Consider the following 15,502-nt stretch of genomic DNA (forward strand, 5'->3'; position numbering starts at 1 on the left):
GAAAGCCCCCGGACTTCCGGGGGCTTTTTCGTTATGCCATCAATCCGTACCGGTCAGCCGGACTTCTTCCATCGTTTCCATGTCCAGCCGGATAAGGTCATACCCATTACCCTCATTGCGGCCGAACACCATGAAACGTCCGTCCGGCGAAATAGCCGGCGAGCTGTCGATATTCACGCGCACGCCCCGCGAGACCGTTTCGCCTCCGGCCAGGTCGCGCCGGTGCAGGATATAGTTGGGCCCGTCCTGGACACCCCAGTAGAGCTGCTGCCCATCCGGGGAAAGTGTCGCTGAAACATCATCGCCGGCACCATGGGTCAGCCGGTGTACCGATTGCTCGGACACATCATACATCATCACATCGAGACTGCCGCCCTCGCCATTATCGCGGGTGAACAGGAAACGTGTCTCCGACACCCAGCGCGACCACATCCCGCCCTCAATGATCAGGCGCGTTGAACCGCTTGCCGGGTCGTAGGCCAGGATGTCGGACTGGAACTCCTCTGGTCGCGGTTTTGGGCGTAGACGATTTCACCGCTGTCAGAGATTGCGCCGCCCAGATTGAACACGCTGGTATCGCTGAGCAATTCCACATCACCGCCCGTACGGCCGACGTGATAGACCGACCAGCGCCGGTCCCGGGTGGAGATAAAGACGATGTCCTGGCTGCCATGCCCGACACCGGGCCAGCGATCCATGTAACGACTGTCGGTGATCTGCCGCAGGATGTTTCCATCCAGGTCCATTTCATAGATACCGCCACGCTCGCCATCGTGACGATGGAACAGCAGCGTGCCTTCCGGCGTGAAAACCGCACCGTTTTCCAGCTCCGCCTGGCTCTCTTGCGTCGTGAACACGAACACTCCGGCAAGTGCAAGCACACCGGCTGCCGCGCCCAGCAATCGGGATTTGAGGGTCATATTTGGTCCTTCTCGTCAAACTCTGCGCGAGAAGTAACCGGGCCGTGGCCCGGCGACACCGGACGCCGGGACGAACAGCCTGTTTTCAAGGATGAGTACGGCTTGAGGCGCTAAACCCGTTCCAGGGCCCGGGCAAACATCGCCGGGTCGACATTCCCACCGGAGAGGACCGCACAGGCTGTGCGCCCCTTTACATCAGCCTTGCCGGAAAGAATCGAGGCGAGTGCCACGGCACCGCCCGGTTCGACCACGACCTTGAGATGACGCCAGGCAAAGGCCATTGCGTCGAGCACTTCTTCATCCGTCACAGCGTAGCCGCCGGACAGCTGTCGCTTGTTCAACGACCACGTCAGCTTGCCATGGGTCGGGGTTATGACTGCGTCGCAGATGGATCCGGTAAGCTTCTTGTTGACGACATGCTCACCCGTCTCGAAAGTCAGCTTCATATCGTCGAAATCAACGGGTTCCGCGGCCCAGACCTCGGTCTCGGAATTCATTGACTTGGCAGCCAGGCCAACACCCGCAATCAAGCCACCGCCTCCGGCACAACACACGATCTTGTCGATCTCCTGACCGAAACCACGCGCCTGGGACATCAATTCACGGCCAAGCGTGCCCTGGCCAGCGATGATGTACTTGTTCTCGAAAGGCGGAACGAGCGTCCGGCCCTCATCATCGGCAATCCGGGCGGCGATCTCCTCCCGGATTTCGGTGGCACGATCGTAAAACACCACGCTGCCACCCCAGAAATGCACACCCTCGACTTTTGCTTTGGGCGCGTCGTTGGGCATGATGATGGTCGCATTGGAGCCCATCAGACGGGCTGCAGCGGAAACCCCCTGGGCATGATTTCCGGAGGAATATGCCACCACGCCCCGCTTGAGTTCCGCCTCACCCAGGCGAGAGATACGGTTATAGGCGCCGCGGAATTTGAAACTTCCGGTGCGCTGGAGGCATTCAGGCTTTACGAAAACCCGACCGCCCACACGTTCATCCAGGACATCGCTGCGCAATAAGGGCGTTTCAACCGCCACGCCTTTTACACGGTCCGCTGCATCCTCGATATCGGCAAACGCGGGAACATCATTCTGATCAAAAGCCATACTGCACTCCACTCGAATCTGCCCCGGCGCACTGGCAGAAATGCTTAAGCAATATATTCTCCTTGCGCAAAGGGATTGCGCCGCGGGCGCGGAAGGCCTTTGATACAGAAAAGAGTAAAACGTCCAACCGGTTGTTCGAAGGGGAGATTGAGAACGATGCGCGCACACATGATGGATTGTCCGCTGATGATTTCGGACATTCTTGTCCACGCCGCCAAATGCCATGGCGATACCGAAATTGTTACGCGTCTGCCGGAAAGCGGCGAAACCCACCGCCAAGGTTATGCTGCCACCCATGAAAGAACCAAACAGCTGGCCAATGCGCTGCTGACTGATCTGGGCATCCAGGACGGTGATGTCGTCTCGACGATCGCCTGGAACTCCCATCGCCATTTCGAGCTCTATTACGCCATCTCCGGCGTCGGCGCCGTAGTGCACACGGTCAATCCGCGCCTCGACCCGAAACAGCTTATCTGGATGCTGGCGCACGCTGAATCCAAGGCCGTCTTCTTCGACATCCAGTTCGCCCCGCTGATCGACGGCATTGCCGCGCATTGCCCGGGCGTGAAGAACTGGATCTTGATGACCGACAGCGCTCACAAGGGTGCGGTCAAGACAGAATGCCTGACCTATGAAGAACTGATCGGCGCCCATTCCAGTGACTACACCTGGCCGGTCTTCGACGAGAACAAGGCCGCTGGCCTGTGTTACACCTCGGGCACGACGGGTGACCCCAAGGGAGCACTCTACTCCCACCGTTCGAACGTCCTCCACGCGCTGACTACCTCGGCGGCAGACGTGATCGGTGTCGGTGCACGTGGCACGCTGTTGCCGGTCGTACCGATGTTCCACGTCAATGCCTGGGGCATTCCCTACGCCGCGCCAATGAACGGTGCCAAGCTGGTTATGCCGGGTCCGCTGCTGGACGGGCCAAACCTGCACAAGATGATCGAGGAAGAAAAAGTCAATTACGTCGCCGGCGTACCCACGGTCTGGCTCGGACTTCTCAACCATCTCGAGCAGAACAATTTGCGTATCGACGGTGTCGAGCGCGTACTCATCGGCGGCTCTGCCCTGCCCGAAGCCCTGCTGCGGGCCTATGAGGACAAGTATGGCGTCACCATGCAGCAAGGCTGGGGCATGACCGAGATGAGCCCGCTGGGCACGGTCAACGCCGCGCTTCCCAAGCATGACGGCCTGAGCCGCGAGGAAGAGATCAAGATCAAGCTGAAACAGGGGCGGCTCGTCTTTGGTGTCGGCATGCGTATTGTTGACGATGAAGGCAAGGAACTGCCTTGGGACGGCCAGTCCTCCGGTCACGTCCAGGTCCGTGGTCCATGGATCGTTTCGTCCTATTTCAAGGGTGCGGGCGCCGAGGCCTTTACCGATGATGGCTGGTTCAAAACCGGTGATGTGGCACATCTCGATGGCGATGGTTTCATGACCATCACCGACCGCTCCAAGGACGTTATCAAGACCGGGGGCGAATGGATCTCCTCCATTGACCTGGAAAACGCCGCCATGGGCCATCCGGACGTGGAGATGGCGGCCGCCGTCGGCATGCCGCACCCTAAATGGCAGGAACGCCCCTTGCTGGTCGTCCAGGCCAAGGAAGGCGCTCCCAGGGACGCGGACAGCATCATCGAGTATCTGCGCGGAGAAGTTCCGAAATGGTGGTTGCCCGATGCGGTCGAGTTTATCGACGCTATGCCGATCGGCGCGACCGGCAAGATGCTCAAGACCAAGCTGCGCGAGATTTACGCGGATTACGACTTTCCGACAGTAGATGCGTAACACGTGCTGATATCAAACGAGAAAGCCCCGGTCGGACCGGGGCTTTTTTGTAGGTGTCAGCTGTCGGTCAACCAGGCCAGGGCGGCCTCTTCACTCGAAAAGGCCCGGATGTCGAACCCCACCGCCTTGAGAACCCGGGTAACTCCCATCCAGGCATCATCGGGCTGATCAACATCGCGCAGCATGGCAATGCGCTCGAGCACGCCAACAACATCCGCGCCAAACTCCGCAAGGTCCACCAATTGGTTCTCTGAGAAAGAACCATTGGCATGACGCGCCTCGACCAGGACACGCAACACCCCGCAAGTTTGCGCAAGATGAGCGACTTCCCTCATCCGGTTCTTAATGTCCTCGATCTCGCTGACATAGGATTCCACGACATGGATATAGTCGCCACGTAAAACCGAGAAGCCTTCTACGCTGACTGAGGGTTCCGACATTCCGGATATCCATTCGAATCTGTTCGTGCAAATTCTAGCAAAATCTCGGTCGAGCGCGGAATAATCTGATCCGGCGGAATTTGGGGGGACAAACGCATGCACGTTCCCCTATCCGTCCCCCTTGCGAGCGCCGGGGTCGACTCGTATCTTCATATCGTAATTCGATAAGACCTGAACGGGTCGCTCAGAGGAAGAAATGGAAATCTATTACATGGGAGCTGAAGCTGCGATTGTTGGACTGATCCTCGGATTTTTGCCGACGCTTATCGCCCTGCTGCGCGGACACGACAATACGTTCGCCATCTTCCTGACCAATCTGCTTCTGGGCTGGACCGGCATCGGTTGGATCATTGCCCTGATCTGGTCTTTCACAGCCATCCGCAGACGCGTGCGGACATAGTCGACGATCTTACCCCTCCCCAAGTCGACACATAAAAACAAGAATACGCGTCTCCTTCCCCAAGAGAAACGCCCGGGTATCCTCACACCCGGGCGTTTTGCTGTTATCCTGCCACTTAAGACCGGAGGACAGGATGAGCACCGGCACCAAACCAAGCCCGCTGGACAGCATGATCGCCAACATGCCGGAGAAGACCGGCAAGAGCCTGGAGGAATGGGTCGGGCTGCTTGGGCCTGTCGGGACACGCAAACATGGCGAGTTGATGAAAGTGCTCAAAGGCGATCACGGGCTCAGCCATGGTTATGCCAATCTGGTCGCGCACACGGCCCGTGACAGCATGCCCTCGAACGACAAGCCGGACGATCCGGTCGCAACGCAATATGCCGGCAAGGAAGCACTGAAACCGGTCTACGACGCGCTCATTGCTGCCGTCAGCGCCTTTGGCGGCGATGTCGAGATCGCGCCCAAGAAAGCCTATGTCAGCCTGCGCCGGGCCAAACAGTTCGCCCTGATCCAGCCCACGACCAAGTCCCGCGTGGATGTCGGTATCAAGCTCAAGGATGTCGAGCCTGGCGACCGGCTGGAAGCCTCGGGCAGTTTCAATTCCATGGTGACACATCGCGTTCGCACGGCGAATGTGCATGACATCGACGACGAGCTGAAAGCCTGGCTGAAGACAGCCTATGACTCGGCGGGCTAGCTTTAGGACGCCTTGCGGTTGTGCGTATCCGGCGTGCCCTGAGCATCCGATTTTGCATGAGCGACACCTTCCAGCGTCCCGCGTAATTCCTCGACATTGATCGGCTTTCCAAGCGCGCCATCCATACCGCACTCCAGGTATTGCGCGACCTGTTCGCGCATCAGATTGGCCGTGAGCGCATGGATCGGAACCGGTTTCGCATCCGAATTGCTTTCCAGTTGCCTGATAGCCCGTGTCGCCTCGAGGCCGCTCATTTCCGGCATCATCACATCCATCAGGATTACATCGAAGGATTCCTCGCGGAACATCTCAACAGCTTCGCGACCATTCTCGGCAAAGGCTGGCTCCACTCCCATGGGTTTGAGCAAGGCGCCCAGCACAATGCGGTTGGTCGCATTGTCCTCGGCCGCCAGAACGCGAAGCGAGGCGAGAGAGACCTGCTGCCCACTCTCCGACGTATCATCGCCGGCCAGCGCAGGGGCCTCGGTAGCTTGGAGAGCCAGTTCGACCCGGAAAACAGAACCGCGGCCATTCTCGCTTCGAACCGAGATCTCCCCCCCCATTTTCTCGACGAGGTTTTTGCAGATTGCCAATCCCAGCCCGGTACCGCCGAACTTGCGGGCCGTGGTAACCTCGCCTTGCTGAAAAGGTTTGAACAGGCGGGCCTGAACCTCCTCCGACATGCCGATCCCGCTGTCCTCGACCTCGAAAACCAATGGTGTCATGCCATCATCGCGCACTTCACCAAACTCGACTCGTAATTCGACACCGCCGAACTGAGTAAATTTGATCGCGTTGAAAACCAGGTTAGACAGGATTTGGCGCAGGCGAGTTTCGTCACCCATGAACCAGCCCCGGGCCGGAGATGAGACATAGTGGAGGCCTTTTTCAACGGCTTTCACGTGAAAAAGACCGGATGCTCCCTTTATCAGCGCGGCCAGATCAAAGGCGCGATTCTCCAGCTCGAGCTCACCCGCCTCGACCTTGGAGTAGTCGAGAACGTCGTTGAGAATGGTTAGCAAACCTTGTCCACTGTCGATAACGATGCTCAGCGCTTCGCGCTGTTCCGGTGCCAGTTCCGTGCCCGCAAGGAAATCGGCCATGCCCAGCACGCCATTGAGCGGCGTACGGATTTCATGGCTGACAGTGGCCAAAAACTGGGTCTTTGCCTCGTTGGCCGCTTCGGCCTGCCGAGATTTGGCCTTGAGCTCTTTCGAGATGCGCTGGGCATCCTCGAGCAATTGCTGATGTATCACACTGATCAGATGAGTATCCAGGGTGCTGTCTGTCGGTGCAAAGTCACTAAAGACAAGCATCTGTCCGCCGACCTTGCCATCAGCAGTGGGGATATGCCCTACGAGCAGGTGCAGGAGGCCATCCTGGACCTTGACCAGCCCGCGCAGACGTAGATCCGAATTGAAAAGCGATTTCAGTATGATGGACTGCTTGCAGCCAATCAGTTCGGCCACATCGTGTATGCGCGGCCGTTCGAACTTGAAAGCATCCAGAAACTTTCTCCCGACCAAACCCTCTCCGAGATGGCGCACAAGCGACGGCCCCGCAGCCTCGATCAGCCCTTCAGGTGTTACAGCCAAGCGAGCTGGATACAACTCATCTAACAGCTCCTTGTTCAATTCAAGCGCCATGATCCACCTCAGGCTACCTTGGCGGCTCGTCGATCAACTGTGAATGCAACATGATCTTCTCGGACGTCAAAACTGACGTCGCCCTCATCGTCAAAGCGTTCTAGAAGGCCTTCAAGAAGGCCCTTCACGAACATTTCCAGCCCGCTGCGCGAAGAGCGATATTCAACTTCCAGCCGCTGCGCATCGCTATGCACCACGATGAAAGACGGCATGTCCGCGTCCGGCATGGTCGACTTGATACTGGTATGCATGCGATCAAGATTGTTGAGCAGGCTTTCCAAGTCGTTGCCGGCCATCTCCATGACCGATCGGTAACTGGTAGAGGCTGCGAACTCGATCCAGTACCTGCCAAACGCGGCCAGCAGGTCCCCGATCGGCATCCCGGTGACGCCCTGTATGGCACCGATCAGGGCAAAGGTCACATCATCGGTGTAGGTCTGAGCACTGATGAAATGCTCTTCATCCAGACCAGATTTCTCAAGAATTACCGACCATGTCTCTGCATCCGCGACCGTGTGAACCATTTCGCGCGCGGCCTGGTGGATCATCCCATACATCTACACCCCCCTCATTGGATGACAAAAGGTTTCACGAAGATACAAACTAGCTGTTAACGGCGTCAGATCCAGCTTGAGATGTCGTCGAGCGATTTCTTGATCAGGGCGTGCTCTGGCACGGTCGCATCAGCAGTCGGATATCCGGCGACGATCAGCATGTAGGCCTTTTCGTCACCGGGGCGTTCGCAGACCTCGTTGAGAAAGCGCATCGGATTGGGCGTATGCGTCAGCGTCACTAGACCCGCCTGGTGCAGGGCTGCCAGCATGAAACCACACGCGATGCCGACACTCTCGTTGATGTAGTAGTTCTTGCGCTTTTCCTCGACCGTCACGCCACCGCGTTTCTGGGCAAAGATGGCAATGATCACCGGCGCATGTTCCAGGAAGGGTTTGTCCGCATCGGTTCCCAGCGGCGTCAGGGCGTCCAGCCATTCATCGCCGGCCTTGCCGGCATAAAAGGCCCGCTCCTCCTCCTCGGCGGCTTCGCGCAAAGCCTTGCGCTTGCCAGGATCCTCGATGACGGAGAAATGCCAGGGCTGGTGGTTGGCGCCCGACGGCGCAGACCCCGCCGCCTTGATGGCTTCCTCGACAATACGGCGATCAACCGGCCGCTCGTCAAAATCACGCACCGTGCGGCGACGCTTGAGGTCTTCGGTAAACGTCGTCACCCGGGAGAGCATCTCCTCGGCCGGGTATTCAACATAGTTTTCAAGCGGAACGCGTTTTTCAGAACTCATATCAGCCCCAGTCCAGCACGACCTTACCGGACTTGCCGGAACGCATGGCGTCGAACCCCTTCTGGAACTCGTCGGCGGCATAGTGGTGGGTGATGATGCGGGATACATCCAGACCGCTCTCCAGCATGGCGATCATCTTGTACCAGGTCTCGAACATCTCTCGGCCATAGATGCCTTCAAGACGAATGGCCTTGAGCACCAGCTTGCCGAAATCAACCGGGATCGGCTTGGAGGGCAGGCCGAGCATGGCGATCTTGCCGCCCATGATCATCTTGTCGAGCATGGTGTCGAAAGCCTGTGGCGCGCCGGACATTTCCAGGCCGACATCGAAACCCTCGGTCATTTTCAGCTCGTGCATGACATCGCTAAGATCTTCCTTGGAGACGTCCACGGTGCGGATATTCGGGGCGACCTGGCCAGCCAGGTGCAGGCGATGGGTATTGATGTCTGTCAGCACGACATGACGCGCGCCGACATGGCGTGCAATTGCGGCCGCCATGATACCGATCGGACCGGCACCAGTGATCAGCACATCCTCGCCGATCAGATCAAACTTCAGCGCGGTGTGAACGGCATTGCCCAGCGGATCGAGAATGGACCCAAGCTCGTCCGTTACCGCGTCCGGCAGTGGCACGACATTGAAGGCCGGCAGGCAGAGATATTCAGCAAAAGCGCCCGGCGCGTTGACGCCGATACCTCGGGTTTCCGGGTCCAGATGGAAACGCCCTGCCCGCACGGCACGCGACGCATCGCCCACGACATGCCCTTCGCCCGAGACACGCTGGCCGATTTTGACTCGGGTGACATTGCCGCCGATATCGACGATCTCACCGGCATATTCATGACCGACGACCATGGGAGTGGGAACGTTTTTCGCCGCCCAGTCATCCCAGTTATAGATGTGGATGTCGGTTCCGCAGATCGCCGTCTTGCGGATCTTGATCAGGACATCATCCGGGCCGATCTGCGGCTCGGGAACATCCTCCATCCACATACCTTCTTCAGGCTTCGCCTTCACCAGCGCTTTCATCATCGCCCTCCGCGGATTCGTCTTTGGCGCGAAGATACATCACCGCAGCGACAGGGAAAGTCAGCATGAAGGGCACAAGCAGTTGATTGGCCCAGTTGAACACAGCCGGATCCGCTCCGCTGGACCAGCTCGCTGCGACGCCAAAGGCCGCCAGGATCGGAAACGCCGCCAGCAGCTTGCGTCCGGCCAGCGCCATGATCGCCCCGAAGACTGCTGCGTAAAGGGCGATCGCGCCCCATTTGATCCAGGTTAGCAATCCCAGGTCCGCCAACGCCTCGCCAACCACATGTTCGCGATGTTGCTGCCCGGCAGAATAGACATCATCTGGATTAACATGCGGGCCGGACCCCATGCTTTGCGAATCCAGCGTCAGGCACAACTCCTGCCCGGCGGGTGCTCCCGCCAATTGTTCGCACACGACAGGCTCCATACCCGCCAGAACCCGATTTGCGGCGTCGTTTTCGGCCCAGTCCGCTCCGATCGTGAACGCGGCCAGGCCAAGTCCCAACCACGCTGCCCGTGATCCTCGTACACCCAGCGCAAGGAAAAACGCCATTGCCATGCCGCCATAGGCCAGCGGGAACCAGGTATCGATCGCCTGCAGCCGCATCAGATGCTGGCGCAGGGCCGCGCCTTCAGCGCCGGTTATGAAATGGAGGTCGTTGAGAGACGTCGCAAAATACAACGCGAAGATCGGCCGCTGGAAGCCATTGAGGTCCGTATCCGGCTGAAGCGGGCCGGGCTGCCCCATGAGCCCCGCAAATCCCAGCGTCACTACGGCCAGGATGATGGTCAGGTAAAATGCCTTGCGCGCCACGGTTTTCCTCCCCCTGCAAAATCAGCTGAAGGCTTCCACAGAGGTGACAATCTGGCAAGCGCGCCGCGAGGATAGACGTCAACTTATCCCTACCCTGCCAGACGCAAGCATAATGCGCTGACTGATCCTTGCTCGCGGTGCACAGCGGACAGGTTCAGGGTGGCGCTGACGGGGTAGATCAAACCTGTCTTAATTGGCTTCACCGGGTTGCGTACGGTCCGTCGGGACACCCGCATTCCCCACCAATGCATATCATCACACCGTCCTTGCGGACCGTCGCAATGCCCACACACCCTGCCTCAACAAAAAGAGCGGCTCCGATCGGAACCGCTCCCACAGACGTGCGTGGCCGGATCTACTGGGCGACGTGTCGCGTCGCTTCCAGGATCGGCAGGCCCGCCTCGGTCGGGATATAGATCACATCCTGGCCGTTCTCGCCCAGCGACTGGATCCACAGATAACGCAGATAGCCTTCCGGACCGCCAAGCCCCTCGGCTACGATGGCGTTGGCTTCCGCCACACCATGTGCGCGGGCAATCTCGGCCTGGGCATTGAGCTCCTCGGCTTCCAGCCGGGCCTGGGCCTCGAGCACGGCAATGCGGCGGTTCTGTTCGGCGCGAACCAGCTCGGCCCGGCCGGCCAGTTCCTGCTGCCAGACGCCGTATTGCGGCAATCCCCACAGCGCACCGCCCAGCAAGGCAATGCCCGTCACTCCCAAAGTCACTATCGAACCGATTTTCATACAGCTCTCCTGTCAACGCGAAGGAGATTACCTTCGCAATGACAACAGCTTAACCTGACATCGAACACGAAAAAGAGGGATTGGATACGCCCCAATCCGGGGTATCCAATCCCTCCGTCACGAGCACCCAGTGGGTTACTGGCCTAGCCCTCGTTGTGGGACACAGGCGGGAAGATGCGGGCGAGCGGGCCTTCGCTCGGGAATGGTGCCAGCAGGATGGACCGGACCGGGTTCCAGGCCGCCCCCAGGACGACGACAATGCCGCCCAGGACCAGCATGGTCACGGCGATCGTGGCGCCCTCACCCATTCCGGATTCATTGACGATGACGCTGATCGAGACGCCGGCCGTCAGCAGTCCGGAGACGATCAGGGCACGGCGATTGATCAGCAGCGAGATGATGGCGAAGATACCGATCACCGTCAGCGCCGTCGCAGCGACCGTTGTCGAGGAGACATTGTCCTCGCTCATCGCCGAGAAGATGAAGATCTGCTGCGGGTTCATGACTTCAACCATGTCCAGCGAGAAACCGGCCTGGGTCACGGTGAGAACCGCAAACAGCATGGCCGGAGCCGCAAAGAAGTGCAGCCAGAAAGCCGTACCGGACAGACGCGTCCGACGCTGCGGATCGCGGGCATCAAACAGGATGCCGGCGACCAGCAGGGTCGTCGCAGCCAGCAGCAAGAGGCCCGGCAGGTAGAGAATGGCGTAGTACGGTAAGACCGCGACAATCACCATCGCCGCCGTGAAAACCAGTCCTGCGCCAACCAGGCCACCGGTAAACGGCAGGCGGAAGGCCAGGTAATAGGCCACCATCGGCAAGAGGCCGATCATGGCGTAGACAATCGGGGCAAAACGCACGACCGGGTTGAGGTTTTCAATGACGGCGCTGACCGCGGCAAAGCTGAACTGGTCACCACTGATCTGGAACTCCCCGCCCTCCTGCATCAGCTGGGCAATGCCCACGCCATTGATCAGGTAGTCGGTATAAAGCCAGCCGAGCACACCACTGGTCGTGATGCCGAATGTCGCGGCCAGGACGATGCCGGGCAGGATGCGGCGCTGACGTCCGACCAGCAGCGCGGACAAGAGCCAGGCGACCAGGGCGACGCCCGCAAACAGGCCAAGGCGCGCATAGACCAGGTTCTGGCCCTCGCCGAAATCATAGGTGTCGAGCACCTGGGCAATGCCCATATTCATGCCGACGAGCAAAATCACGACACCGATGGTCGTGAATATGTCGTGGAAATTATTGAGGAATGGCAGCATTTCGTCCTGTGGACGGGCATTGCTGGTGGTTGTCGTGCTCATTATCGCTTCTCCCCCCTGTTGATCGGGATAACCCTGTGATGCCCCCCGGCATGGATTTGGATGCAAAAACATCCGGCACGCGAGTTTACCGGGCGAAATCTAGCGGGAGTCCGGGGTTTGGGCAGCGGGAACGATAAGGGCAGTGTCCCGTGTCTAGGCGAGCGCCAGGCGTTTGACGGTCAGCTCGCCGATAGCAAGCGAGGATGTGAGGCCGGGGCTTTCAATGCCGAACATCGCGACCAGTCCGGGAAGGCCATGCTGGTCCGTGCCCTCGATGCGGAAGTCGCACTGGGACTGGTCCGGGCCGTGGATCTTGGGGCGAATGCCCGCATAATCCGGCACCAGTGCATCGTCCGGCAGGTCCGGCCAGAAGCGGCGAATAGTGTCGTAGAACGAGGCTGCGCGCGCAGGATCAACCTCGTAATCCAGGGTATCGACATAATCCAGATCGGGCCCGAAACGGGCCTGCCCACCCAGGTCGCGACGGTAGTGCGTGCCCAGCGCTCCGGGTATCGGCAACGGGTAAATCAGCCGCTCGAACGGGGCCTTGCCCGCCAAGGAAAAATAGACGCCTTTTCCAAGATGGCGTTGGGGAATTTTTTCGGCGGGATAGGTATCGACACGTGCCGCCGCAGCCTGCGCACCCAGCCCGGCCGCCAGGACGAGATAGCGCGTGGTCAATTCAGTGGCCGCCTCTCCCGCAGTGCGAACAACAAATCCTCCACCATCAAGGGGCGTTGCCCCGGCAAAGGGCGTGTTGAGGGCGATCGCACCGCCATGAAGCGTAATCTCGCCGCCCAGCATCAGCATCAGGGCATGGCTGTCGACGAGACCACTGGAGGGCGAGAGGATAGCGGCGGTTGCTTTGAGGTGGGGCTCGAGGGACCGCGCCTCGTCCCCGCTCAGGCGCTGCAGGTCATCGACGCCATTGGCCAGCCCTTGAGCCAGGATGGCATCCAGCCGCGGCTCTTCCTCCGTCGTCGTGGCGACGACCAGCTTGCCACAGCGGCTGTAGGGTACCTGGTGCTTGTCACAGAACGCATAGAGCATCTGTTTGCCGGCAACACACAGCTTCGCCTTCAGCGATCTGGCTGGATAGTAGATACCGGCATGGATGACTTCGGAATTCCGGGACGACACGCCCTGCCCGATCCCGGCTTCCTGCTCGATGATGATGGTTTCCAGGCCGCGGCGGGAAGTTGCATACCCGGTTGCCAGGCCCGCGATACCGGCGCCGATGATGACAACGTCAGTATCGAAGCTCATGACCGCAAATCCTTCTAGATCACACCCAGATCCTTGCCCACTTTGGTAAAGGCTGCAACTGCACGGTCGATCATCTCCGGGGTGTGAGCAGCAGACATCTGCGTGCGGATACGCGCCTGGCCCTTGGGCACAACCGGATAGAAGAAGCCGATCACATAGACGCCCTCCTCCATCAGCTTGCTCGCCATCTGCTGGGACAGGGCGGCATCGCCCAGCATCACCGGAATGATCGGGTGTTCGCCCGGCAGCAGGTCAAAACCGGCGGCGCTCATGCCGGCACGGAAACGCTTGGCATTGTCGAACAGGCGAGCACGCAGATCATCACCCTCATTGACCATGTCCAGCGCCTTGAGCGATGCGCCGACAATGGACGGGGCCAGCGAGTTGGAGAAGAGATAAGGCCGCGAACGCTGGCGCAGCATGTCGATGACTTCCTTGCGCCCGGCCGTGAAACCACCCATCGCGCCACCCAGCGCCTTGCCCAGCGTGCCGGTGACGATATCGATCTTGCCAAACACACCGCAATGTTCCGGCGTGCCGCGGCCTTTCGCGCCCATGAAACCGTGGGCGTGACAATCATCGACCATGGTCAGCGCGTCGTACTTTTCTGCCAGCGCGACGATCTCGGGAAGCTTGGCGATATAGCCATCCATCGAGAACACACCATCGGTGACGATCAGGATGTGACGGCAGCCGTCGGCACGCGCCTGTTTGAGCTGGTCTTCCAGCGCATTCATGTCGGAATTGGCATAACGATAGCGCTTGGCCTTGCACAGGCGCACACCGTCAATGATGGACGCATGGTTCAGCGCGTCGGAAATGATCGCGTCTTCCGGTCCCAGCAGCGGTTCGAACACGCCGCCATTGGCGTCGAAAGCCGCGGCATAGAGGATCGCATCCTCGCAGCCGGTGAACTCAGCGATCTCGGCTTCGAGCTGTTTGTGAATGTCCTGGGTGCCACAGATAAAACGCACTGACGCCACGCCGAAACCATGTGTATCCAGCGTCGCCTTGGCCGCTTCGATCAGTTCCGGGCGATTGGCGAGGCCCAGATAGTTGTTGGCGCAAAAATTGATGACATGGCTGTCTTCGCCATCCTGGTTCACATCAATCTCGGAGAACTGTTCCGAGGTAATGATGCGCTCGCGCTTGTAGAGACCATCGGCCTCGATCTGCTTGAGTTCACCGCTGAGGAAATCATAAAAGCCAGACGACATTGCGCGCTCCAAATCAGATGCTTGCCGCCTATCTAATTCGACGCGCGAGGATTGTCATCCCGCTTGACTTTACCGGGCAGTCAGGCCGCTATCTCACCTCGTCGCCTCGCTTCCGGACCGCCCATGCTCAAACCCTTTCGTGCTGTCGTCTTCGATATGGACGGCACCCTCCTGGACACGGAAAATCTCTACCTCATCGCCATGAGACAGGCGGCAAGCGAGTTCGGCCACGAAATGACCGATGCCCTGCACCGCTCCCAGGTCGGTGTGCCCAACGCCCAGTGCCGCGATATCATGCTGGACGCGCTGGGCACGGACTTCCCCTTCGACGCCTACAACACCCGAATGCACACCATTCTCGACGCACACATGACCGATGCTGTGCCGGTCAAACCCGGTGTCTACGAGATGATGGATGCGCTGGACGCGCGCGGCATCGCCGCAGCCGTGGCCACCTCGACCAGCCGCCCGGCCGCGCCTGAGCGTCTGGAGCGCGTTGGCTTGCTGGACCGGCTGCAAACCCTGGTGACCCGCTGTGATGTCAGCGAAGGCAAACCGCATCCCGAACCGTTTCTGTTGGCCGCCAGCCAGCTCGGTGTGCATCCGCGCGATTGCCTCGCCCTGGAAGACAGTTTCACCGGCGTCCGCGCCGCCCACGCTTCGGGCATGCAAACCGTGATGATCCCGGACCTGATTGAGCCGGTCGCCGAGATTGCGGCGCTGTGCCAGGCGGTGATGGCAGATCTGCACGCGGTGAGAGAGGCAGCGTTTGGCGCTGAGTGATCCTCCCCACCGGGGAGGTGGCTGCGCCGTAGCCTTGGCG

17 protein-coding genes are annotated in these 15,502 nt (G+C 59.6%); 4 read left to right on the forward strand and 13 right to left on the reverse strand.

What is annotated here, in order from left to right:
- Nucleotides 1–39 precede the first annotated feature (39 nt).
- The 3 genes from SIC17_RS00980 to SIC17_RS00990 form a co-directional block, all read right to left on the reverse strand.
- A complete protein-coding gene (locus tag SIC17_RS00980; RefSeq protein WP_412546115.1) occupies nucleotides 40–417 on the reverse strand; it encodes a TolB family protein in 378 nt (125 codons plus the stop codon).
- Between the two features lie 29 nt (nucleotides 418–446).
- Nucleotides 447–920 carry a TolB family protein gene (locus tag SIC17_RS00985; RefSeq protein ID WP_412546116.1) on the reverse strand — a complete coding sequence of 158 codons (474 nt, stop codon included), beginning with the start codon at nucleotides 918–920 and terminating at the stop codon, nucleotides 447–449.
- Between the two features lie 110 nt (nucleotides 921–1,030).
- A complete protein-coding gene (locus tag SIC17_RS00990) occupies nucleotides 1,031–2,023 on the reverse strand; it encodes a threonine/serine dehydratase (RefSeq protein ID WP_291895595.1) in 993 nt (330 codons plus the stop codon).
- A gap of 156 nt (nucleotides 2,024–2,179) precedes the next feature.
- Between SIC17_RS00990 and SIC17_RS00995 the strand changes: the two genes are divergently transcribed.
- Nucleotides 2,180–3,817: a long-chain-fatty-acid--CoA ligase gene (locus SIC17_RS00995; RefSeq protein ID WP_291895597.1), complete on the forward strand. Its 1,638-nt coding sequence runs from the start codon at nucleotides 2,180–2,182 to the stop codon at nucleotides 3,815–3,817.
- Between the two features lie 56 nt (nucleotides 3,818–3,873).
- Here SIC17_RS00995 and SIC17_RS01000 read toward each other — a convergent pair whose 3' ends face one another.
- Nucleotides 3,874–4,257 (reverse strand): STAS/SEC14 domain-containing protein, encoded by a 384-nt coding sequence (locus SIC17_RS01000; protein ID WP_291895599.1) that lies wholly within the window; start codon nucleotides 4,255–4,257, stop codon nucleotides 3,874–3,876.
- A 211-nt stretch (nucleotides 4,258–4,468) separates the two neighbouring features.
- Here SIC17_RS01000 and SIC17_RS01005 point away from each other — a divergent pair, with 211 nt between their 5' ends.
- On the forward strand, nucleotides 4,469–4,657 hold the full coding sequence (locus tag SIC17_RS01005) for a superinfection immunity protein (RefSeq protein WP_412546117.1): 189 nt from the start codon (nucleotides 4,469–4,471) through the stop codon (nucleotides 4,655–4,657).
- A gap of 133 nt (nucleotides 4,658–4,790) precedes the next feature.
- The gene (locus tag SIC17_RS01010; RefSeq protein WP_291895603.1) at nucleotides 4,791–5,357 is read left to right on the forward strand and encodes a DUF4287 domain-containing protein; all 567 of its coding nucleotides are present in this window, start codon (nucleotides 4,791–4,793) and stop codon (nucleotides 5,355–5,357) included.
- A 2-nt stretch (nucleotides 5,358–5,359) separates the two neighbouring features.
- Here SIC17_RS01010 and SIC17_RS01015 read toward each other — a convergent pair whose 3' ends face one another.
- The 9 genes from SIC17_RS01015 to kbl all read right to left on the reverse strand — a co-directional run bounded on the left by SIC17_RS01015 (nucleotide 5,360) and on the right by kbl (nucleotide 14,679).
- Nucleotides 5,360–6,952, reverse strand: a complete 1,593-nt coding sequence (locus SIC17_RS01015; RefSeq protein ID WP_412546118.1) for an ATP-binding protein — start codon at nucleotides 6,950–6,952, stop codon at nucleotides 5,360–5,362.
- Nucleotides 6,953–7,011: 59 nt separating this feature from the next.
- Nucleotides 7,012–7,560, reverse strand: a complete 549-nt coding sequence (locus SIC17_RS01020; protein ID WP_412546119.1) for a heme NO-binding domain-containing protein — start codon at nucleotides 7,558–7,560, stop codon at nucleotides 7,012–7,014.
- A gap of 62 nt (nucleotides 7,561–7,622) precedes the next feature.
- Nucleotides 7,623–8,297 (reverse strand): nitroreductase family protein, encoded by a 675-nt coding sequence (locus SIC17_RS01025; RefSeq protein WP_412546120.1) that lies wholly within the window; start codon nucleotides 8,295–8,297, stop codon nucleotides 7,623–7,625.
- Between the two features lies 1 nt (nucleotide 8,298).
- Complete coding sequence (tdh, locus tag SIC17_RS01030; RefSeq protein WP_291895611.1) at nucleotides 8,299–9,327, reverse strand: L-threonine 3-dehydrogenase; 1,029 nt, start codon at nucleotides 9,325–9,327, stop codon at nucleotides 8,299–8,301.
- On the reverse strand, nucleotides 9,299–10,144 hold the full coding sequence (locus tag SIC17_RS01035) for a hypothetical protein (RefSeq protein ID WP_412546121.1): 846 nt from the start codon (nucleotides 10,142–10,144) through the stop codon (nucleotides 9,299–9,301). The genes tdh and SIC17_RS01035 overlap by 29 nt, the downstream gene beginning before the upstream one ends.
- 355 nt (nucleotides 10,145–10,499) lie before the next feature.
- On the reverse strand, nucleotides 10,500–10,886 hold the full coding sequence (locus tag SIC17_RS01040; protein WP_412546122.1) for a membrane protease subunit: 387 nt from the start codon (nucleotides 10,884–10,886) through the stop codon (nucleotides 10,500–10,502).
- A gap of 143 nt (nucleotides 10,887–11,029) precedes the next feature.
- Nucleotides 11,030–12,196 carry a hypothetical protein gene (locus tag SIC17_RS01045; RefSeq protein WP_412546123.1) on the reverse strand — a complete coding sequence of 389 codons (1,167 nt, stop codon included), beginning with the start codon at nucleotides 12,194–12,196 and terminating at the stop codon, nucleotides 11,030–11,032.
- A 153-nt stretch (nucleotides 12,197–12,349) separates the two neighbouring features.
- Nucleotides 12,350–13,462, reverse strand: a complete 1,113-nt coding sequence (locus tag SIC17_RS01050; RefSeq protein WP_412546124.1) for an NAD(P)/FAD-dependent oxidoreductase — start codon at nucleotides 13,460–13,462, stop codon at nucleotides 12,350–12,352.
- A gap of 14 nt (nucleotides 13,463–13,476) precedes the next feature.
- Nucleotides 13,477–14,679 (reverse strand): glycine C-acetyltransferase, encoded by a 1,203-nt coding sequence (kbl, locus tag SIC17_RS01055; RefSeq protein WP_412546125.1) that lies wholly within the window; start codon nucleotides 14,677–14,679, stop codon nucleotides 13,477–13,479.
- A 123-nt stretch (nucleotides 14,680–14,802) separates the two neighbouring features.
- On the opposite strand from kbl, the gene SIC17_RS01060 reads away from it, so the two are divergent.
- Complete coding sequence (locus SIC17_RS01060; RefSeq protein WP_412546126.1) at nucleotides 14,803–15,462, forward strand: HAD family hydrolase; 660 nt, start codon at nucleotides 14,803–14,805, stop codon at nucleotides 15,460–15,462.
- Nucleotides 15,463–15,502: the final 40 nt, after the last annotated feature.

Origin of the sequence: Maricaulis sp. MIT060901 (assembly GCF_047123815.1) — a bacterium.
Lineage (GTDB): Bacteria > Pseudomonadota > Alphaproteobacteria > Caulobacterales > Maricaulaceae > Maricaulis.